Source organism: Sphingomonas endolithica (genome assembly GCF_025231525.1).
GTDB classification, from domain to species: Bacteria; Pseudomonadota; Alphaproteobacteria; order Sphingomonadales; family Sphingomonadaceae; genus Sphingomonas; species Sphingomonas endolithica.
Genome location: NZ_CP103057.1, coordinates 3,721,604 through 3,741,813, shown reverse-complemented (window position 1 = coordinate 3,741,813; position 20,210 = coordinate 3,721,604). Strand labels below are relative to the sequence as shown.

21 protein-coding genes are annotated in these 20,210 nt (G+C 65.6%); 3 read left to right on the top strand and 18 right to left on the bottom strand.

Features of this window, described 5'->3' with window-relative positions; translation table 11 throughout:
- Positions 1 to 92 precede the first annotated feature (92 nt).
- Complete coding sequence (locus NV382_RS17795; RefSeq protein WP_260598106.1) at positions 93 to 1,022, top strand: XdhC family protein; 930 nt, start codon at positions 93 to 95, stop codon at positions 1,020 to 1,022.
- On the top strand, positions 1,019 to 1,594 hold the full coding sequence (locus tag NV382_RS17790) for a nucleotidyltransferase family protein (protein WP_260598105.1): 576 nt from the start codon (positions 1,019 to 1,021) through the stop codon (positions 1,592 to 1,594). The genes NV382_RS17795 and NV382_RS17790 overlap by 4 nt, the downstream gene beginning before the upstream one ends.
- A 176-nt stretch (positions 1,595 to 1,770) precedes the next feature.
- On the opposite strand, the gene NV382_RS17785 is transcribed toward NV382_RS17790, so the two are convergent.
- The 18 genes from NV382_RS17785 to NV382_RS17700 form a co-directional block, all read right to left on the bottom strand.
- A complete protein-coding gene (locus NV382_RS17785) occupies positions 1,771 to 2,184 on the bottom strand; it encodes an Hpt domain-containing protein (protein ID WP_260598104.1) in 414 nt (137 codons plus the stop codon).
- 103 nt (positions 2,185 to 2,287) lie between these two features.
- On the bottom strand, positions 2,288 to 3,655 hold the full coding sequence (gene der, locus NV382_RS17780; RefSeq protein ID WP_260598102.1) for a ribosome biogenesis GTPase Der: 1,368 nt from the start codon (positions 3,653 to 3,655) through the stop codon (positions 2,288 to 2,290).
- Between the two features lie 183 nt (positions 3,656 to 3,838).
- Complete coding sequence (locus NV382_RS17775; protein WP_260600467.1) at positions 3,839 to 5,158, bottom strand: PQQ-binding-like beta-propeller repeat protein; 1,320 nt, start codon at positions 5,156 to 5,158, stop codon at positions 3,839 to 3,841.
- A complete protein-coding gene (locus NV382_RS17770) occupies positions 5,158 to 5,859 on the bottom strand; it encodes a tetratricopeptide repeat protein (RefSeq protein ID WP_260598101.1) in 702 nt (233 codons plus the stop codon). Before NV382_RS17770 ends, NV382_RS17775 begins: the two co-directional genes overlap by 1 nt.
- 91 nt (positions 5,860 to 5,950) lie before the next feature.
- Positions 5,951 to 6,811 (bottom strand): 3-methyl-2-oxobutanoate hydroxymethyltransferase, encoded by an 861-nt coding sequence (gene panB / locus NV382_RS17765; protein WP_260598100.1) that lies wholly within the window; start codon positions 6,809 to 6,811, stop codon positions 5,951 to 5,953.
- 308 nt (positions 6,812 to 7,119) lie between these two features.
- A complete protein-coding gene (locus tag NV382_RS17760) occupies positions 7,120 to 7,557 on the bottom strand; it encodes a hypothetical protein (RefSeq protein ID WP_260598099.1) in 438 nt (145 codons plus the stop codon).
- A 418-nt stretch (positions 7,558 to 7,975) separates the two neighbouring features.
- Positions 7,976 to 8,257: a DUF427 domain-containing protein gene (locus NV382_RS17755; protein ID WP_260598098.1), complete on the bottom strand. Its 282-nt coding sequence runs from the start codon at positions 8,255 to 8,257 to the stop codon at positions 7,976 to 7,978.
- Between the two features lie 10 nt (positions 8,258 to 8,267).
- Positions 8,268 to 8,615, bottom strand: a complete 348-nt coding sequence (locus tag NV382_RS17750; protein WP_260598097.1) for an ArsC family reductase — start codon at positions 8,613 to 8,615, stop codon at positions 8,268 to 8,270.
- Positions 8,612 to 9,037, bottom strand: coding sequence for a GNAT family acetyltransferase (locus tag NV382_RS17745; RefSeq protein ID WP_260598095.1), 426 nt, complete (start codon positions 9,035 to 9,037; stop codon positions 8,612 to 8,614). The genes NV382_RS17750 and NV382_RS17745 overlap by 4 nt, the downstream gene beginning before the upstream one ends.
- A complete protein-coding gene (bla, locus tag NV382_RS17740) occupies positions 9,034 to 10,062 on the bottom strand; it encodes a subclass B3 metallo-beta-lactamase (RefSeq protein WP_260598093.1) in 1,029 nt (342 codons plus the stop codon). Before bla ends, NV382_RS17745 begins: the two co-directional genes overlap by 4 nt.
- Positions 10,059 to 11,618 carry a glutamine-hydrolyzing GMP synthase gene (gene guaA, locus NV382_RS17735; RefSeq protein ID WP_260598092.1) on the bottom strand — a complete coding sequence of 520 codons (1,560 nt, stop codon included), beginning with the start codon at positions 11,616 to 11,618 and terminating at the stop codon, positions 10,059 to 10,061. The genes bla and guaA overlap by 4 nt, the downstream gene beginning before the upstream one ends.
- Before the next feature lie 71 nt (positions 11,619 to 11,689).
- Entirely contained in the window at positions 11,690 to 12,478 is a 789-nt protein-coding gene (locus tag NV382_RS17730; RefSeq protein WP_260598091.1) for a hypothetical protein, read from the bottom strand.
- A 428-nt stretch (positions 12,479 to 12,906) separates the two neighbouring features.
- Positions 12,907 to 13,377, bottom strand: coding sequence for a hypothetical protein (locus NV382_RS17725; protein ID WP_260598089.1), 471 nt, complete (start codon positions 13,375 to 13,377; stop codon positions 12,907 to 12,909).
- Between the two features lie 232 nt (positions 13,378 to 13,609).
- Positions 13,610 to 14,020 carry a hypothetical protein gene (locus tag NV382_RS17720; protein WP_260598088.1) on the bottom strand — a complete coding sequence of 137 codons (411 nt, stop codon included), beginning with the start codon at positions 14,018 to 14,020 and terminating at the stop codon, positions 13,610 to 13,612.
- Positions 14,021 to 14,148: 128 nt separating this feature from the next.
- Positions 14,149 to 15,147: a ribosome small subunit-dependent GTPase A gene (rsgA, locus tag NV382_RS17715; RefSeq protein ID WP_260598086.1), complete on the bottom strand. Its 999-nt coding sequence runs from the start codon at positions 15,145 to 15,147 to the stop codon at positions 14,149 to 14,151.
- 251 nt (positions 15,148 to 15,398) lie between these two features.
- On the bottom strand, positions 15,399 to 17,537 hold the full coding sequence (locus NV382_RS17710; RefSeq protein WP_260598085.1) for a prolyl oligopeptidase family serine peptidase: 2,139 nt from the start codon (positions 17,535 to 17,537) through the stop codon (positions 15,399 to 15,401).
- A 201-nt stretch (positions 17,538 to 17,738) separates the two neighbouring features.
- Positions 17,739 to 18,161, bottom strand: a complete 423-nt coding sequence (gene rplQ, locus NV382_RS17705) for a 50S ribosomal protein L17 (protein ID WP_260598083.1) — start codon at positions 18,159 to 18,161, stop codon at positions 17,739 to 17,741.
- A gap of 160 nt (positions 18,162 to 18,321) precedes the next feature.
- Positions 18,322 to 19,050: a phage terminase large subunit family protein gene (locus tag NV382_RS17700; RefSeq protein ID WP_260598081.1), complete on the bottom strand. Its 729-nt coding sequence runs from the start codon at positions 19,048 to 19,050 to the stop codon at positions 18,322 to 18,324.
- Between the two features lie 922 nt (positions 19,051 to 19,972).
- Between NV382_RS17700 and NV382_RS17695 the strand changes: the two genes are divergently transcribed.
- The gene (locus NV382_RS17695; protein WP_260598080.1) at positions 19,973 to 20,206 is read left to right on the top strand and encodes a hypothetical protein; all 234 of its coding nucleotides are present in this window, start codon (positions 19,973 to 19,975) and stop codon (positions 20,204 to 20,206) included.
- Positions 20,207 to 20,210 lie beyond the last annotated feature (4 nt).

Here is a 20,210-nt window from a genome sequence, read left to right as displayed (position 1 = left end):
CCGGGGTCCACCTGGCCTAAATCCCATCGGCCGCAGATGACGCGGCGCGGTGGACCCCGGAACAAGTCCCGGGTGACGTTTCTAGGAAGATCATGGCCGACAACGACACCATCCTCGCCGCCGCCACTGCCTGGAAAGGCGCACCGATGGCGATCGCTACCGTCGTCTCCACCTGGGGCTCGGCCCCGCGCCCGCGCGGCAGCCACATGCTGGTGCACGGCGACGGCCGGTTCGAAGGCTCGGTCTCCGGCGGGTGCGTCGAAAGCGACATTCTCGCCACCGCCGCCGACGTCATCGCCGGCGCCCCCTTCGCGGTAAAGCGCTATGGCGTCGAGGATGCCGCGGCCTGGGAAGTCGGCCTGCCTTGCGGCGGCGAGATCGCGGTCATGGTCCAGCCCGTCTCCGCTGCCGGCTTCGACCCCGAATTGTTCGATCGCATTGCCGAGGCGCGCAGCACCGGCCAGGCGCTCACCGTCACGACCGATCTCGACAGCGGCACCAGCTCGCTGCGCCCGCCCGAAGGCGCTGCCTTCGTCAACAAATATGATCCGCCGCGCCGCCTGCTGATCGTCGGCGCGGTGCAGATCGCGCAGGCGCTCGCCGGTCTTGCACGCGAACTCGGCATCGACACGGTGGTGATCGACCCCCGCGAACGCTTCCTGACCGAGGAGCGCTTCCCGCACGTCACGCTCGACGATCGCTGGCCCGACGAAGCCGTCGCCGCTTATGCGCCAGGCCCGTCGACCGCAGTGGTCACGCTCAGCCACGACACCAAGATCGACGATCCCGCCTTGATCGCCGCGCTCAAGACCAACACCGCCTACGTCGGCGCTTTGGGCTCGCGCCGCAGCCACGCCGCACGGCTGCAGCGGCTCGCCGCCGAGGGCGTCATCGAGGCCGATCTCGCCCGCATCGACGCGCCAGTGGGTCTCGATATCGGCGCGATCGGCCCGGCCGAGATCGCCCTGTCGGTGGCCGCCGCCATGGTCGGCGCGTTCAACAAGCAGCAGGCGACGGTATGATCGCGGCGGACAGGACGGTATTGATCCTGCTCGCCGCCGGCCGCTCGCAGCGGTTCGGCGATGTCGACAAATTGACGCAGGACTTCCTCGGCAAGCCGCTCGCCTTCCACGTCGTCACCGCGCTGGAAAGCGTCCCTTTCCTAGAGCGGATCGTGGTCAAGAACGGCACTGATCTGGATTTCGAGGAACGCGGCTACCGCGTGATCCACAATGAGGAGCCCGAGATCGGCATGTCCAACTCGGTGAAGCTCGGCGTCGCCTGCGCGCAGGCGATGGGCGCCGATGCGGTGATGATCGCGCTTGCCGACATGCCGCGCGTCACCGCCACGCACGTTCTCCGCCTGCTCGATGCCGCCGACGGTGTCGATGCGGTGGTGGCGTCGAGCGACGGCGTAAAGCCCTGCCCGCCCGCCGTGTTCGGCGCTGACCAGTTCCCGGCCCTGCTGATGCTGGAAGGCGACGAAGGCGCCCGCGCGATGGTCGCCAGCGGCAAGCACGTCATCGCCCCCGCCCACGAATTGCTCGACATCGACCGCCCGGAAGACTTGGAACGCCTGCGCGCACTGCGCTGACGTCACTTCCACCCGTTCGTGCTGAGTAGAGACCGAGTAGGCCGCAGGCCGTATCGAGGGCTCGTATCGAAGCACCTTGCAGCGCGGTATCGCGTGACCTTCGATGCGCGCTTCGCGCTACTCGACGGCTACTCAGGACCAACGGAGGACTAGAGATCTCCGCGAGCCACCCTGCGCTAAGCCTGCCGCCGACCAAATCCCTGCACCGGCCGCCGCTCGACCAAGGGGTTCGCCTCGCGCTCCAGCAGCGCCAGCGTCTGTTCGAACATCGGGCGCAGCCGCACGACATGCTCCAGCGCTTCCTCCGGCGTATCGCGATTCTCCACGCAGTCGCGCGCGATCATCTCGATCGCCTCCGCGCAATCCGCCAGCGGCTCCGCCCCGAAATGCCGTGCCTCGCCTTTCAGCGTATGCGCGGGCAAGATCAGCGCGCAGGCATCGAACGCGCGCATCGCGGTTTCGATCGCCGCCACCGACTTCACGCCGTCTTCGCGAAAATAGCCCAGGATGCGCACGAACCCCGCACCGAGCTCGCTGCGCGAGCGCTGATAGGCGATCCAATCTACCAAGGTGCTACCTTCGAACGACACATTTGTCTCCCATGACAGGCAAATCTGCCGCGAAGGTCTTAGCGAGATCTAATCGCGTGCGGTAAAGAAGTGGTTGACGAATGAACCTGGATTGAACGAATTTTTAGCGGTCGAAGGGGTTTTTCGGCGCACGCAGCGTCAAGCGCACCGGCACGGCGCCGAACCCCAGATCGCGTCGGATGCCATTGATCAGATAGCGCTGATAGCTGGTCGGCAATTGATCCACCCGCGTGCCGAACAGGATGAAGCCCGGCGGCCGAGTCTTGGCCTGGGTCAGATAGCGCAGCTTGATGCGCTTGCCGCCCGGGGCGGGTGGCGGATTGGCCTCCACCGCTTTCTCGAACCAGCGGTTGAGCTCGCCCGTCCCGATCCGCTTCGACCATGCCTCGCGCGTTTCGAACGCGACCTTGATCAGCATGTCGAGCCCCTTGCCGGTCGCTGCCGACACGGTCAGCACCGGCACGCCCTTGACCTGGCTCAGCCCCTCTTCCAGCGCCGCCTTGACGCCGTTGAACAGCGAACTGGCATGTTCCGCGACATCCCATTTGTTGAGCGCCACGACCAAGGCGCGCCCTTCCTGCAACGCCGCATCGGCAATGCGCAGATCCTGCGATTCCAGCCCGCGCGTTGCATCCAGCAACAGCACGACCACCTCGGCAAAGTCGATCGCGTGCAGCGCGTCGGCGACCGACAATTTCTCCAGCTTGTCCTGCACGTTGGCGCGCTTGCGCATGCCCGCCGTGTCGATCAGCCGCACCGCGCGCGCATTCCCGTCCTCGTCATGCCAGGTCCAGTCGACCGCGATCGAATCGCGCGTGATGCCGGCTTCCGGCCCGGTGATCAGCCGTTCCTCGCCCAGCATGCGGTTGATCAGCGTCGATTTGCCCGCATTCGGCCGCCCGATAATGGCGAGCTTCAGCGGCGCACTCATATCGTCCTCGCCATATTCGGGCTCGGGCTCGATATCCTCGCGGTCGATATAGGGCAGCAGCGCATCGAACAGGTCGCCCATGCCCTCGCCATGCTCGGCCGATAGCGGCACCGGGTCGCCATAGCCCAGCGCCAGCGCCTCCAGCAGTCCGGCCTCGCCCGCTTTACCCTCGGCCTTGTTGGCGACCAGCACGATCGGGGTGTCGGACCCGCGCAGCCAGCGGGAGATCTCCTCCTCCAGCGGCACCACGCCGACGCGCGCATCGATCATGAACAAGGCGACATCGGCCTGCGCGACGGCAGCCTCGGTCTGCGCGCGCATCCGCCCGGGCAGCGTCGCGGCGTCCTCATCCTCATATCCGGCGGTGTCGATGACGCGGAAATAGACGCCGACCAACGTCGCATCCCCCTCCCGCCGATCGCGCGTCACACCGGGCCGATCGTCGACCAGGGCGAGCTTCTTGCCGACGAGGCGATTGAACAGGGTCGATTTACCGACATTAGGGCGGCCGATGATGGCGACCACGGGAAGATTGGACATGGGCCAGCCCTTAGCCGCATTGGCGGCAAAGGTCACGCACGGGGATTTAGCCTGCCTCAACTGTTCCCCGGCGAAGGCCGGGGCCCAGGAGTGGAACGCGCATTGGCGAATGCCGCGCCGGGTAACACCTGCGCGACTGGACCCCGGCCTCCGCCGGGGAACAGCAGCACGCGCAGCAAGCCCTCACCGATACGCCGAAACCCGCCCCTTCATGTCCAGCACGTACAGCGTGTTGTTGGCCACGATCGGCGGCAGGTTGATCGGCGCGCCCGACTTGATCACCGCACCCATCTCGCCGCCACCGCTGCCGACCGAGACGATCTCGCCTTCGGAATTGGTCAGCACCAGCCGGTTGCCGGCCAGCACCGGGCCGAACCAGGTGATCGGCCCCGAGCGCTTCTTCTCGTTCTTGAACGCCTTCAGCTGGCTGATCCAGCGCACCGCGCCGTTGTTGCGGCTGAGGCAGACAAGCTTGGCATCGTCGGTCACCAGGAACAGCCATTCGCCCGCGATCCACGGCGTGGAAATGCCGGCGAAATTCTGCGACCAGATGCGGCGGCCCGTGCCGATATCGATCGCCACGGTGCGCCCGCCCTGCCCGACGGCATAGACGCGGCCTTGGTCGATCACCGGCGCGGCATCGATATCGGCCAGCGACGACACCGAGGTCGAGATCGCCGAGCGCGACAGCGCGTCCTGCCACAGCCCGCGGCCATTCTCGTAGCGATAGGCGTTCAGCTCGCCCGACGAAAAGCCCGCGACGATCGTGCCCGCGCTCACCGAAGGCGCCGCCACCCCGAACACGCCCTGCGATTCGAGGCTGCCCGACTGGTTCCAGCCGACCTTGCCGTCCTCGGTCGAGACCGCAAACAACTGGTTGTCCTGCGTCAGCGCATAGACGTTGCCATAGGCGACCGTCGGCGAACCGCGCAGCGGGCCGCCCGGCTTCGATCGCCACACTTCCTTGCCGTCGGCGGCGTTCAGCGACACCAAATCGCCCAGGCCGTCGCTCGCATAGACCTTGCCGTCTTCGTAGCTGACGCCGCCGCCGAAGCGCGCACCCTGGTTTTCCTTGTCCTTGACGATGCTCGCCGTCCACAGCACCGCGCCGGTATCCGCGGCAAAGGCGTGCACCGTGGCATCCACGTCCATCACGAACATCTTGCCGTCGCCGATCACCGGCGGCGCGGCGAGCCGCTGGCGGTTGGACCCGCCATCCACGGAGACGCTCCACGCCCGCGCCAGCGTCTGGCCAAGCGCGACATGCCCCATGGATTTCGCGGCATTGCCGCCCGGCTGCGTCCATTCGGTATTCGTTTCGGGCGCCGGCAACAGCACCTGCACGGCGGCGATCGTCTTGTCGGTCTCGACCGCCGATTCCGATAGCAGGATCGGCACGCGGTCACCCAGCACTGGCGTCTTCTTGCCGCCACCCTTGAAAATGCCGCACGCGCTGAGCGCCAGCAGGGCCGCGATCGCGAGCGAACCCTTGGTCGATTTCATCATGGTGCTTTCTTTTCCTCAGGCTGGTCGACCGCGTCGATTCCCAATACGCCGGCCATCTGAACCGCGCGTTGACGGAGCGTGGGCGGTACGGTCTCTTCGCGCGCGATGCCGGCAAAGATCGGCCCGGCCAGATCGGCGCGGTTCTGGCGCAGATAGGCAGCGGCCATCAGCTCGCCGGCGCTGCCGAACCACGGGCTGCCCTTGACGGCCAACGGGCGCAGGCGATTGATCACCACCTCGGGCTTGATCGTGTCGAATTCGGCGCTCGTCTGGCGGATCAGCGCAAGATCGCGGAACGGCGCGCCGACCGATGTGTCCGCCGCCACTTCGGCGAACTTGGCCGCCGCACCCTTCAGGTCGTTCTTCTGCAGCAGCAGGTCCGCCTGCATGAAGCGCGCGCTGGCGCGGTAGCCCTTGATGTCCGAGGCCGCGAGCTCCTGCAGCGGCTTGGCCGCCGCCGGCACCTTGCGCTCGGCCAGCAGGTCGTTGACCGTCTTCAGCTGCTCGCCCTGCTCGCCGGCCACCTGGTTCTGGTGGTGCAGCCAATACAGAACGCCGGCGAAGATCGCGAGCGCGAGCACGATCGCGCCGATCGTCAGGCGGCCATAGCGGGTCCAGAAGCTGGTCAGCTGATCGCGGCGGAGTTCGTCATCGACCTCGCGCAGAAATGCTTCGTCGGTGTTCGGCGGGACGGCCAAGGCAGGCTCCAGATCGGCAAGGGGGGATGTCGGTGAAGGCCGCGACCTTAGCGGCGTGGCCGGGCAAACGGAAGCGAATCAATCCCGGGGGTCAATCCTTGGGCTGATAGGTCTGTTCGGGGCCCGGAAACGTGCGCGATCGCACATCCCCGGCATAGGTCTCGACCGCGGTCGAGATGCGCCCGGCGAGATCGTCGAACTTCTTCACGAAGCGCGCCGTGCGATCGAACAGCCCCAGCATGTCCTCGGTCACCAGCACCTGCCCGTCGCAATCGGCCGACGCGCCGATGCCGATCACCGGGCAGGATACTTCGGCGACGATCGCCCGCGCCAGCGGCTCGACCACGCCTTCCGCGACGATCGCGAACGCCCCCGCCGCGGCGATCGCGCGCGCATCGGCGACGATCTTGGCATGCTCGGCATTGGTCCGCCCACGCGCGCCGTAACCGCCAAGCGCATTCACTGCCTGTGGGGTGAGCCCGATATGCCCCATCACCGGAATGCCGCGCGCGGACAGGAACGCCACCGTCGGCGCCATCGCCTCGCCGCCCTCCAGCTTCACTCCCGCCGCGCCCGTCTCGGCCATGATCCGCGCGGCGGACACGAACGCCTGTTCCGGGCTCGCCTCGTAACTGCCGAACGGCATGTCGATCACCACCACCGCGTGGTAGCTGCCACGCACCACCGCCGCGCCATGCGCGCACATCATCTCCACCGTCACCGGCAGCGTGGAGGGCAGCCCGTAGATCACCTGCCCCAGGCTGTCGCCGACCAGCAGCAGGTCGCAATGCGGATCCAGCAACTGCGCCATCCGCACCGTATAGGCGGTCAGCATCACCAGCGGCTCGCCGCCTTTGCGCCGCTGGATCGCCGGCACGGTCAGCCGTTTCATCGGCGCCGGTGTCGGGTTCGCGCGGCTGGTCGAGGTGTCGATGGTGAAGGTCGTGGACATGCGCGAAGAGCTAGCGGATCGCCGCCCGCGTTGCCAGTGCGATGCGCCGGCGTTCGCGAGCGCTACGTTCCCCGAGTACCGAGCCGTCACCCCGGACTAGTTCCGGGGTCCACCGCGCAACACGCTCTGTCGTCAAAGCACCATTCCCAGTCCAAGCAGCTTGGTGGCCGCCGGAACAAGCCGGTGGTTGCACCCTTAGAACATGTATCTCTTGTTCTCCCGCGAAAGCGGAAGCCCAGGGTCGCAAGCGCCCGCGCTCGTGGCCCCGCCCGCCTGCTTTCGCGGGGGAACAAGAGTTACATGTCACGTCACCGAATCCACGCCCGCCGCCGCGCCCGCGTCGCGAACCAGATCTCCCCCATCCCGATCAGCGCGATGAGGATCGGAAACGCGGTCGCCACCACGACCCCCTTCACCGCGATCAGGTCGGTCGCCGCAAAGACATAGCCGAACATCGCGATCACCAGCATCAGCGACAGCACGAACAAGGGATGCGCCACGACCGATCGCCGCAACAGCAGCACGCCGCCGATCAGCCCGCTCCACACCGCCGCACCATAGACCCACATGAACCAGCCCGGCCGGCTCGCGCGCAGCGCGCGATCATAATCGCTCATCCCCGCCACCGCGGCGGACGACATGCTCACATCCATGTAGAAAGCGGCCACGCCGATCACCCCCCAAAGCGTGATCAAGCCCGCCACCAGCCAGAACCAACCCGGTGCCTTGTTCCGCAAGACGGTCATCCCGTACTCCCCCATTGTCCCTGACGGGAAAATGCCCGGTTCGTTACGGAAAGGCAACCAGTCGGCGCCGGCATCACTTTCCGTTCGTGTCGAGCCAAGTCGAGACACCTCCCAACGCAGGCGTCTCTTATCAAACGCCCAGCCATCACCCCGGACTTGTTCCGGGGTCCACCAAGCGGCTTTCGATAAGGATAGTGGCTCGACGGCCGCACGCGCGGCACGGTGGACGCCGGAACAAGTCCGGGGTGACGATGAGTGTACCTCAACCCCAGGCCGTTCCCCTGCGAGAGCAGGGGCCCAGGAGTCGCAAGCGCCGTCCCTTACAACCCTGGGCTCCTGCATCCGCAGGAGCCCACCACGCTCTCCAAAGCGGGCCCAGCACCGCCAGCAATGCCCTCAAGGCCTTGCGACCAAACCCTCAGGCAATCACCACGCCCTTCCAGAACGCAAACCGCCCCTTGATCTCCGCAGCCGCCGATTTCGGATCGGGATAATACCACGCCGCATCCGCGTTCCGCGCGCCATCCACCACCAGCGACTTGTAGCTCGCCTCGCCCTTCCACGGGCAGAAGCTGTGCGTCGCACTCTCCTCGAGCAGTGCTGCATCCAGGCTGTCCGCCGGGAAATAATGGTTGCCCTCGACGACGACCGTGTCGTCCGATTGCGCGATGACGGTGCCGTTCCAGCGTGCGGTGACCATGTAGCTGCTCCTATCCGGTGATCTGCCCCAGATAGGTATCCGGCTTGAACCCCGCCAGCAGCGTATCGCCCTGCACGATCACCGGCCGCTTGATCATCGATGGTTGCGCCAGCATCAGCGCAATCGCCTTGTCCTCGTCGAGGTCGGCGCGCGCCGCCTCGGGCAGCTTGCGAAACGTCGTGCCCGCGCGGTTGAGCAACGCCTCCCACCCGAGCCGCGCGCTCCACCCCCGCAACGTCGCCGCGTCGATCCCGGCCTTCTTATAGTCGTGGAACGTATACGCCACGCCCTGCGCCTCCAGCCACACCCGCGCCTTCTTCACCGTGTCGCAATTGGCAATGCCGTACAGGATGGTCATGAATCGTCCTTCAGGAAGCGCCCGAGCGTGACGACCTTCTGCCGTTCGAAGCCCAGACCGTCATAGAAACCCAGCGCCGCCGCATTGTCCTCGCGCACCATCAGCTGGACCTTCGGCGCACCCTGCCCGCGCAGCCAATCCTCCGCTGCCGTCATCAAGGCAAGCCCCAGCCCGGTGCCGCGCGCACGCTCGGCCACCGCCAGATAATAGACCCAGCCGCGATGCCCGTCGAACCCGGCCATCACGCTGCCCGTGAGGCCGCCATCGTCGCCGCGCGTGACAAGAACGATGCTGCCGGGCGTCGCCAGCGCCAGCGCGAAATCGGCCTGCGGATCGTTCCACGGCCGCGTCAGCCCGGCCTCCTCCCACAGCGCCACCACCGCCGCACCGTCCGCCGAGGTGGCCGTTGTAGTCCCGCTCATTTCGCCTGCTGCTTGGCAAGCTCCGCATCGAAGCCGGCGCGCGCCTCGCGCACCATCGTCGGCAGCACCGCCCGATCGACCAGCGTGCCGCGCGCGCGCCGCCCCATCAGATCGACGCTCTCGGGGTGGAACGGCAGCACGACATCCGCCGACATCGCCCCCAGCCGCGCGAAGCTGCGCCGGAAGTCGCCGACGATCCCCGGATAGGCGCGGTTGCCGACCAGCCGATTGCCCGCCACCGTCACGCTGCACGCGAACAGCACGTCCAGCGGCTTGCCCGCTTGCCGCAGCCTGACCGACCAGCTCGTGCAGCCCGGCGTATGCCCCGGCGTCGCCACCGCGGCCAGCGTCACGCCGCCCAGCGTCACGCGCTCGCCATCCCGCACCGCCCGGTCCACTTTCACCGCCGGAAAGCGGATCACGCCGTAGCTCGTCTCGCCCGGGGGCACGCCGCTTTCCAGCGCCGCGCGGTCCCCCGCCCCCGCCACCAGCCGCGCCCCGCTTGCCCGCTTCAGCGCCGCCAGCCCACCGGCATGGTCGAAATGCGCATGGCTCAGCAGCAGCAGCTTCACGTCGCGCATCCGCACCCCGCGCTGCGCGATCGACCGCTCGATCGCCGCCGCATTCTCCGCCATCGTCCCATCGATCAGGATCGCACCCGCCTTGGTGTGGATCAGATACGCAGCCAGCCCCTCGGTCCCGACATAATCGATCGGCCCGATCACGTTGAACGGCGCGATCGGCCGCGTCCAGGCGGGCGGATCCTTCGCTATCGCCGGCCCGCCGAGCATCGCGACGGCAAACATCAGCCCGGCAGAACGACGCAGTACCCCGGCGAAGGCCGGGACCCAGCCGGGAGACAGAAGTTGGTTGGTGTAGCGCGTCGTTACCGCGCCCTTAGCCACTGGACCCCGGCCTCCGCCGGGAAACAACACGCTGGATGGCGCGCCCGCACCCCGGCGGCCTTGCAGCCGCCGAGCGACGAAGCCGCGATCATCCCCCGGATGATCGCGAGTCTTCGTCACTCCCATTCGATTGTCCCCGGCGGCTTGCTCGTATAATCATACGTCACCCGGTTGATCCCCCGCACCTCGTTGACGATCCGCGTTGCCACCCGCGGCAGGAAGTCGCCCGGGAACTGGAACGCCATCGCCGTCATCCCGTCGGTCGAGGTCACCGCCCGCAGCGCCAGCACATTGTCGTAGGTCCGCCCGTCGCCCATCACGCCCACGCTGCGCACCGGCAGCAGCACCGCGAACGCCTGCCAGATCGTGTCGTACAGCCCCGCCGCACGGATCTCCTCGAGATAGATGGCATCTGCCTTGCGCAATATGTCGCAACGCTCCTTGGTCACCTCGCCCGGAATGCGGATCGCCAAGCCCGGCCCCGGGAACGGATGCCGCCCGACGAACGCCTCGGTCAGCCCCAGCTCACGACCCAATGCGCGCACCTCGTCCTTGAACAATTCGCGCAGCGGCTCGACCAGCTTCATGTTCATGCGCTCGGGCAGCCCGCCGACATTGTGGTGGCTCTTGATCGTCACCGATGGCCCGCCGGTGAAGCTCACGCTCTCGATCACATCGGGATACAGCGTGCCTTGCGCCAGGAACTCCGCCCCGCCGATCTTCTTCGCTTCCGCCTCGAAGATGTCGATGAACGCCCCGCCAATGAACTTGCGCTTCGCCTCCGGGTCGGTCACGCCGGCCAGGCCGGCCAGGAACGTCTCCTCTGCATTCACGTGGATCAGCGGGATGTTGTAATGGTTGCGGAACAGGCTGACGACCTGCTCGCTCTCGCCGCTGCGCATCAGCCCGTGATCGACATAGACGCAGGTCAGCTGCGCGCCGATCGCCTCATGGATCAGCACTGCCGCCACCGACGAATCCACGCCGCCGGATAGCCCGCAGATCACCTTGCCATTGCCGACCTGCGCGCGGATCTCGGCGATCTTGGCCTCGCGAAATTCCGCCATCGTCCAGTCGCCGGCCAGGCCACACACATGCCGCGCGAAATTGGCGATCAGCTTGCCACCATCGGGCGTGTGCACCACTTCCGGGTGGAACTGCACGCCGTAGAAACGCCGCGCCTCGTCGGCGACGATCGCATAAGGCGCACCGTCGGAGGTCGCCACCGGCACGAATCCCGGCGCCAGCGCGTCCACCTTGTCGCCATGGCTCATCCACACCTGGTGCCGCTCGCCCGGCGCCCACAGCCCGTCGAACAAGGCGCAATCCGATTTCACGTCGATATAGGCGCTGCCGAACTCGCCGCCGTCGCCCGAGACGATCACGTTCCCGCCCAATTGCGCGGACATCAATTGCTGCCCGTAACAGATGCCCAGTACCGGCACCCCCGCCTCGAACAACACCTGCGGCGCCCGCGGGCTGGTCTCCAGCGTCACCGACGCCGGCCCGCCCGACAGGATGATCCCCTTGGGCTGCAACCGCGCGAATGCCGCCTCGGCCGACTGGAACGGCGCCACCTCGCTATACACGCCAGCCTCCCGCACGCGCCTGGCAATCAGCTGCGTCACCTGGCTGCCGAAATCGACGATAAGGATGGATTCGGGATGCTCTGTCATGCCGCTCGCGATAGCAGATGACGTGCGCGGGGGAAGAGTTATGCGTTACCCTTGGGCCCTGGGCCGAAACGTCAATTCTTAACCTTATCCGGCGCCGCGGCTGGGGCGGTGCCGACCACGGGAGCGCTGAGGCTCTTCGCATCCTTGGTGATCCGATACGGTCGCGCCACCGGTTCGAAACCAATATCGTTACAGCTCTTGCCACGCAGATCCCGGCTTGTCGCAATCGTCGCGACATCGCCTGAATAGGGCAAATCGACACATGCCGTCGCCACGGCCCGCATCAGCGCGAGAAAGGCGCCCGGCTTCACCGCACCATCATTATCGCCGCGCAGATGATCGGCCGTCGCCTCCTTGGCGGGATCGGCGAACAAATCCTCCTGCGACAGGCCAAGGCAATTCGCCGCCTCGATCACCGTCCTCGTCCGCGCATCGAACGTTCCCGTCAGACACTTGTTGCCCATCTGCTCGGCGACGATCTCGAGCCCTGAGCGATAACGCCCAAACGCGAAATGTAGCCCACCGCCGCCCTTGGCTACCGTGCCCAGCGCACTCCATGCGGCGCCCAGAATGTTGCCCTGCGATGCGTCATCCAGAAACTTTCGGGCCTTGTCGGTGGGAAGCGCGGCGAGCATCACCTTGATGATGCGCTGTTCGATCAACGGGATATCGCCTTCGAAATTGGCATAGAAGCCGCTGCAATTCTTGTCGTCGACGCGCGCCGTGACACAGACGATCCCGGTGCCATCCGACTTGGTATCGTACAGATCGGCAGCGGCATGGTTGATCTCCTTTGCCGCCGCCGCAAGATGTTTGGCAAAGGCATCGCCGTCGTCGCCGCGCACGGTAACGCGGCTCATCTCCGCTGCCATTGCCAGGACCAATGTCGCACGGAGCAGAAAAAGTTGCTTCGAAGCGGATGTATTAAAGGTACGCTTGTCCATGATGTACCCAGGATAGCCCCCGGTATATCGGACCTCCTTCAGTATCGGCGTGCATCCTGAGACAACTGACCCGATCACGCATATCGCAAGAATGCCGATCTTCTTCATATCCCGCTCCCCAGCTGATTAGAGCAGAATGATCCTGGAAGAGTCGAAGAGAGTCAATAATGCAAAAACCTCCGTGTTTTGAACATCTAGTAACAATATCGATGTTGCTCGGGCCGATTCGATCCACTGCGAGACTATGCTTGCCGCTCGAAGGGATCCCGCTCAGTCGGCTAACCGATAACGCCGGGTTTCACACCGTTCTCCACACACCTGCGCCGCCAACTACCCTTTAGACATCACGGTGCCACCATAACGACGCCATTGGGGCTGATCCGCAGCGTAAAGCTCGAATACAAGCCATGCAGCGTAACCTCACCGCCGTCTGGCGATCGCGTGATCAGGGGATCGGCGGCTTGCACCCGATCGACCAGACACGAATCCACGAGCCGCGCGAACACCTCTTTGCGCGCCCTGACATCCAGCACGCGAAAATAGGTCTCGCTGCCGCTCTGGCACCTCGACAGACCCTGCGGCTTCGACGGATAAGCGTCCAGCACCTCGACGATCCTATCGCCACGCTGCCCGACGACCTTGATCGAACGCGCGTTCGTGGCACCTCCGGTATCGATCGTAGCGCGACTGACCGTGACGGGTATCTCGACCGTGCCCGATTTCCCGGCAGGAACGACGATCTTTGCGAAGCTGTCTGCCCCGCCCGCACCGAAGGCGGAAACCGGGTGACTGGCGGCGCACGCGCCGGCGCTCAACAAGCAGGCCAACACCACGACACGGGAGCGGTTAGGGAATGAGCGCGTCGTCATACCGAATTCCAGTATATCGCCAGCGGCGATGGGGCGAATTACCCAACGCCTCGATCGAGCACCCCGGATCAAGCTCACCATCTGGATCGCACCGCTACCCTTGGATGTCTCAACGCCATTGCTGCAGGATGGTGCCCCTCGTCCGATCGACAACCGCCCCTTCGCACAGCCCCGGTGCTCAGCGATCCCGGTTCAGATAGCGCGTGATCTCGGCCCGCGTGCTTGAATCCGTCGATGGATCCGCCTCGGCCTTTTCAACTGCCGAGACATATACCTCGCTCTCGGTGGCAGTTTGCGTCCCGTTCAAGAGCCGGTTCACCATCCAGGCGGTAAGTGAGGTCGGGCGACGGTCGAACGAACTCAAAAGAGCTGCCTCATATCCCTTGCGATAAAACTCTTCTGCAAAATGAACGAGTGCGCCCGGGGCTCCATAATCGAGATCCGGATGTCGCTCGATAAAAGCCAAGGCTGCTTTCACCCCGTCTAGCCCCACGCCACGCGCTTTCCATGCCTGCATCAGATCGTCGGAGGCATAACGGAGATCGTCGTCTTTCGGCAGGGCCTCCAATTCGGCCAGCAGTTCCTCCATAACCGTCTAATGCCCTAAGTTCTTGGCGTGATCGGTCGCCATCTGATGTAGTAGATCGATATTCTCTGGCGGTGCCGCTTTCAAACCCGCAGAATTTGTACGTTCGCATTGATATTCTCGCCGGGTGTCTACCGAGACCGCCGTTTCGCCGATCGCGCCGCGTTGTCCCGTTCCCCCGCCGCCAGCTTGCGCCAGCGTTCGAACCGCGCCTCGGTCAAGGTGCCCGCGGCGATCGCCGCCTGCACCGCGCAGCCCGGCTCCACCCCATGCGAGCAATCCGAAAAGCGGCACTCCTCGGCGGCCGCTGCGAAATCGTCGAACACTTCGGCGATGCCCGACGCGGCGTCCGCCAGCTGCAATTCGCGCATCCCCGGCAGATCGAGCAGCCACCCGCCACCCGCCAAGCGATGCATCGCCCGCACCGTCGTCGTGTGCCGCCCGGTATCGTCCTTCGGGCGGATCGCCTGCGTCGCGATGCTGTCCGATCCGCGCAGTGTGTTGACCAGGGTCGATTTGCCCACGCCCGACGATCCCAGGAACGCCACCGTCCGCCCCACGCCGCACCAGCGGGCGAGCCGCGCGACATCCGCCGCGTCCCGCCCATCGACCGTTTCCACGCGCAAGTCCGGCTCGATTGCGCGCGCGGCCGCCGCGAACGTCTCGGGCGTGTCGGTCAAGTCGGTCTTGGTCAGCACCACCACCGCCTGCACCCCCACCTCGCGCGCCAGCACCACATAGCGCTCCAGCCGCGCGACGCTGAAATCCTGGTTGCACGAGGCGACGATGAACACCGTATCGACATTGGCCGCGATCATCTGTTCGCGCCGCGGGTCGGCCGGCGCGCGCCGCTTGAACAGGTTCATCCGCGCCAGCACGCGGATCGGCTGCAGCGTGTCCCGGTCGACCAGCAGCCAGTCGCCGATCGTCGGATGATCGTCCGACGGCAGCGCACCCGCGATATAGGGCGAAACCAGCCGGTCAGAGCCCGCACCCGCCACCGCGATCTGCCCGCGATGCACCGCCATCACCCGCACGGGATCGACCCGCCCGGCTTCCTCGACCGACACCTGCGCGCCAAAATGCGCGCGCCAGCCAAGCTCTTCCAACGTCTCTGCGGTGGCGGTCATAAGGCTGGTGCGATGTCCTTCTTTACGACCCTCGCCGGGGCGGGATCTTAGCTTAGGTGGGCCTAACATCCTTCTCCGTCACCCCGGACTCGTTCCGGGGTCCACGGTTCCGCAAACCCACTTGCGTGAGAGGCAGCGGCACGGTGGCCCCCGGAACAAGTCCGGGGTGACGATAACTGGAGAGCGCTCCCCTCTCGTCACCCCGGCCTCGAGCCGGGGCCCAGCTTCTACCTCTGCTTCTCCACCCGCACCTACCGAACCGGCTTAACCACCAACCCGGTCCACTTGGCCGCGAACGCCCAATTATCCGCCGCTTCCTCGATCACCTTGTCGGTCGGCTTGCCGCTGCCATGCCCGGCGCGCGTCTCGATCCGTGCCAGATGCGGCCGATCGCCGATGTCCGCGGCCTGCAACGCGGCAGTGTATTTGAACGAATGCCCCGGCACCACGCGGTCGTCGGTATCGGCCGTCGCCACCAGGATCGCCGGATAGGCCTTGCCGCTCTTCACATTGTGATACGGCGAGTATGTATACAGCGTGCGGAAATCGGCTTCCTTCGCCGGATAGCCGTAATCGTCGACCCAATAGCGCCCCGCGGTAAACCGATCGAAGCGCAGCATGTCCATCACGCCCACCGCCGGCAAAGCCGCCGCGAACAGGTCCGGCCGCTGGTTGGTCACAGCGCCGACCAGCAACCCGCCGTTGGACCCGCCCTGGATCGCCAGGCCATCCTTCGACATGATGCCTTCCTTCTTCAGATACTCGCCCGCGCCGATGAAGTCGTCGAACACGTTCTGCTTGTTGGCCAGCCGTCCGCCATCGTGCCACGCCTTGCCATACTCACCGCCGCCACGGATGTTCGCCACTGCCAACACCCCGCCCTGCTCCAGCCAGGCAAGCCGCGTCGCCGAGAAGCTCGGCGTCACCGAGATGTTGAACCCGCCATAAGCGTACAGGAGCGTCGGCGCCGGCCCGGTCACGTCCTTGCGCTTGACCACGAACATCGGAATCCTGGTTCCGTCCTTCGAGGCATAGAAACGCTGCGCCACATCGTATTGCGCCGGATCGAACGCCACCTTGGGCGCCGCCCAGGTCGTCGTTTCGCCGGTCGCCACGTCGTAGCGATAGATCGTCGTCGGCGTGGCGAAGCTGGTGAACGCAAAGAACGTCTCGCTCTTGTCGGCATCGCCCGAAAAGCCCGAGGCCGAACCGATCCCCGGCAGCGCGACCACGCCGTCCGGCTTGCCCTCCAGCGTATAGCGCCGCACTTCGCTCTTCACGTCCGCCAGATATTCGACCAGCAATTTGCCACCAACGATCGCCGCCCCTTCCAGCACCGACTTGTCCTCCGGCACCAATTCGGTGATCGGCGGCTCGGCCGAGCGCGCATACAGGTTCATCATCACGATCTTGCCGCGCGGCGCATCCTTGTTGGTCGACCAGAAGAAATTGCCACCGACATTGCCCGCCAGTGACCATTCATTCTCCAGCCCCTTGACGATCGTGCGCGGGCTGAGCGTCGGCGCCTTCAGGTCGATGACCGTGATCTCGTAGCGATTGTCGGTGCCCTCGGTCGTGGTGATGACCAGCCACTTGCCGTCGTCGGTCACCTGCACCTGGTGGCTGCGCTTGGGCGCATCGGGCGTCGCATAGATCAGCGTGTCGGCGCTCTGCTGCGTGCCGAGCTTATGGAAATAGACCTTCTGGTTCTCGTTCAGCGCCTGGAACTTGGCGCCCTCGGCAGGGGCGGCAAAGCGCGAATAATAGAAGCCGCTGCCATCCTTCGCCCAGGCGAGATTGCTGAACTTGACCCATTCGATCGTGTCCGCCGCGACCTTACCCGTCGCCACGTCCAGCACCTTCACCGTGCGCCAGTCGGTGCCGCCGTCCTGCACCGTGTACAGCAGCTTGGCGCCATCCTCGGACGGCACCCATTCGGCCAGCGCTGTCGCGCCATCCTTCGACCAGCCATTGGGGTCGATCAGCACGCGACCCTCACCCTGCAGGGTATCGCGCACGTACAGCACGGCCTGGTTCTGCAGGCCGGCATTGCGGCTGTAGAAATAGCGGCTGCCCTTGTGCACCGGCACGCCGAACCGCTCGTAATCCAGCAATTCCTTCAACCGCGCCTTGAAGATGTCGCGCCCCGGCAGCGTCGCCAGATAGGCATTGGTCACCGCATTCTCGGATGCGACCCAGGCGGCCACCTCCTGGTCGGTGCGCACGTCATTCTCCAGCCAGCGATACGGATCGGCCACCTTCACGCCGAACTGCTCGTCGACCTGGGGCACGGTGCGCGTCGTGGGGTATTTCATCGGGGCAACCTTGGTCTGGGAAAGTGCAGGCGCCGATATAGTCATCAAGGCGATCAGCGGGAGGGCGCGGCGCATCTAATACTCCAGACATGCAAAAGGAGCCGCACCCTTACCGGGTACGGCTCCTTTTGAAACCCTAAGTCCTCCCCGGGACGGGGAGGGGGACCACTCGGCTTCTTCAGCCGAGTGGTGGAAGGGGGCTTCCACAATCGCTGCGTTGCCGCCCCGCCCCTACGTCAGCCTGTGGCTGCCACCTCCCGCCCGGGGAGGAGCAGCTCAAGCAGCCTGGTCGTAATCCTCGTCGCTCATCAGCGGGCCCGAATCCTGGCCCTTGGCGCTGACGTCGCGATCGACGAATTCGATGATCGCCATCGGCGACGCGTCCGACAGGCGGATGCCCGCCTTGATCACGCGCGTATAGCCGCCGTTACGGCCGGCATAACGCTCGGCCAGCACGTCGAACAACTTCACCAGCTGCGCATCGTCGAGCAGCTTGGCATGCGCCAGGCGGCGATTGCTGAGGCCACCCTTCTTGGCGAGCGTGATCAGCTTCTCGACGTAAGGACGCAGTTCCTTCGCCTTGGCGACGGTGGTGGTGATCTGTTCGTGCTTGATCAGCGCTGCCGACATGTTGCGGAACAGGGCGATGCGGTGAGCCGAGGTCCGCTGAAGCTTACGGCCGCCTACGCGATGGCGCATGGTATTTCCTTACGTTCGTTAAAGGGCCGTACGAGGTACCCCAGACCAGGCAGTGTTCACGGACACCGCCAAAAAACCGTGCCGTTTGCGGCGCGCCCCTGCGAAGGCAGGGGCCCAGTACCAAACGGAACGCGCGCTCAACCCCAATCCGCCCGCAGAGTCAAGTCTCGCGCACCCTGGGCGGGCCGCCACGCTCCAGCATCAGCGCCCACAGCGCCCACACCATCGCATCCGCCCGGTCCGGCGATCGGCCCGGCCCCTCATAGCCGCCCACCACCATGCCCGCCAGTTCCGTCTCCAGCTCGGCAAACACCCCGCACAGCCGCACCTGCCCCGTCTCGAACAACGCTGCCACCGGTTCGGCGCGCGCGATCTTCCCGCGCGTCGCCGTCACCGCCCTGATCGGCAGTCGCACATCCACCGAGCGCAGCACCGCGCCGACCATTTCCCCGCCCTGGTTGGTCTCCACCACCACCCGGTCGGGGCCGTAAGCCTCGGTGGTCGCCACCACGCTCCGCGCCCAGCCCTCGGGCGACAGCCCGCCCGCCGATCGATCCGCCAGCACATGGCCGATGCCCGCCTCATCGATCCCGCACACCACGATCCCGCACACGCCGCCCGCGCTGGCCGGCGGATCGACCCCCACCACCACGCGCACCAGTGCGCCCGGCGCCGGCATCCCGCCACGGCACGCCGCGATCAGCCCCGCCGGCCACAGCGCCCCCGCCAGGTCCGCCGCCAGCACGCCGTCGATCTCCTGCGCCTCCAGCCGCCCGCCGGCAAAGTGCCGCCGCATCGCCCGCACCCATGCCTCGCCGACATGCGGGTTCAACCCCGATGCCCCCCCAATCTGGATCGTATCCGGCTCGTCCACCATCCGCTGCAGCATCCCCAGCCCCGCCGCGCACGCTCGCGCGGTGCAGCCGCAGCAGGTTCAGCGCCTGGTCCACGCTCATCGCCGGGGCCGGCGCGTCACCGGCAATCTCCCCCACCCGCAGGCTGTCCGTCGCCAGCTCGACCAGCTGCACCTCCAGCCGCGCAAAGCCCTGCGCCAGGCTCTGCTCCCACGCCGCCGCAAAGCTCGGCCAGTGCATCCGCCGGCGGTAGATCGCCACGGTCGAGAACCCCGCTTTCTCCGCCGACGCCGTCACGTTGCAGGTCGCCGCCAGCTCCTCCAGGAACACCTCCTCCGCTTTGTCGGACCAGCGCTTGCCCTTCGTGCGGATCACCTGCGTCTTCCCGTTCTTCGCCTGCCGCACCGTGCGGCCTGCGCCGTCCGTCTCGTCTGTGTCTGTCGTGCCTGCCTTCGTCATCGCTCACCCCGCTTGCCCCGAAACGCAAAAACCGCCCGACGCCAAAAAGGCGCGGACGGTCAATGTTCCTGTTTTGTGCCATATCAGCGTGACGATGTCAAGGGGATTTATCCAGATAGGCTAATGCCAGCCCGCAACCCGCCCGCATTGAGGCAGCACCACCACCCCTCGTTCACGCCTGGCTTGGCCGTGGTACAGCTGCTTCTTGCGACAGAAATGTGATTTGAGCGCTCTATAGTCGAGCTCCCGCTGGCCCTCCAACTTCGTCGCACCACGTGCATCGATCAAGCGATCGCTGTCGAACTGCGCCGGTAGCGAAGCACTACACCGTATCATATTCGCCCAACGCCAATGACTTACAAGTATAAGGCGACGATATTCCAAAGTGGACCTATTCTTTTCATTGCCATGCCAAACACTAGTGGTACATTCCGCTCATCATATCGAGTCGCGTCATTAAAGAAGAAAGTATCTAGCTGAATCTGAAGGAGAGGATAGATGTCGGAAAAAAATGACGCTCCGTCGCCGGATGTAGAGTTCAGCCTGTCCAGGTCCGATCTTGAGGAAACAGCTGGTGGACATAGCAACACGATTCCCAACGTGACATTCTTCGGCAAAACGGCTTTTACCATCGAAAATGCTCCCATTCCCAAAAGCATCCGCGACAGCGTCGGCTTGGAAAAGACGATCACGGTGCAATTGAAGGTCAAGCTGGACAAGTCGAGGGATTAGTCGG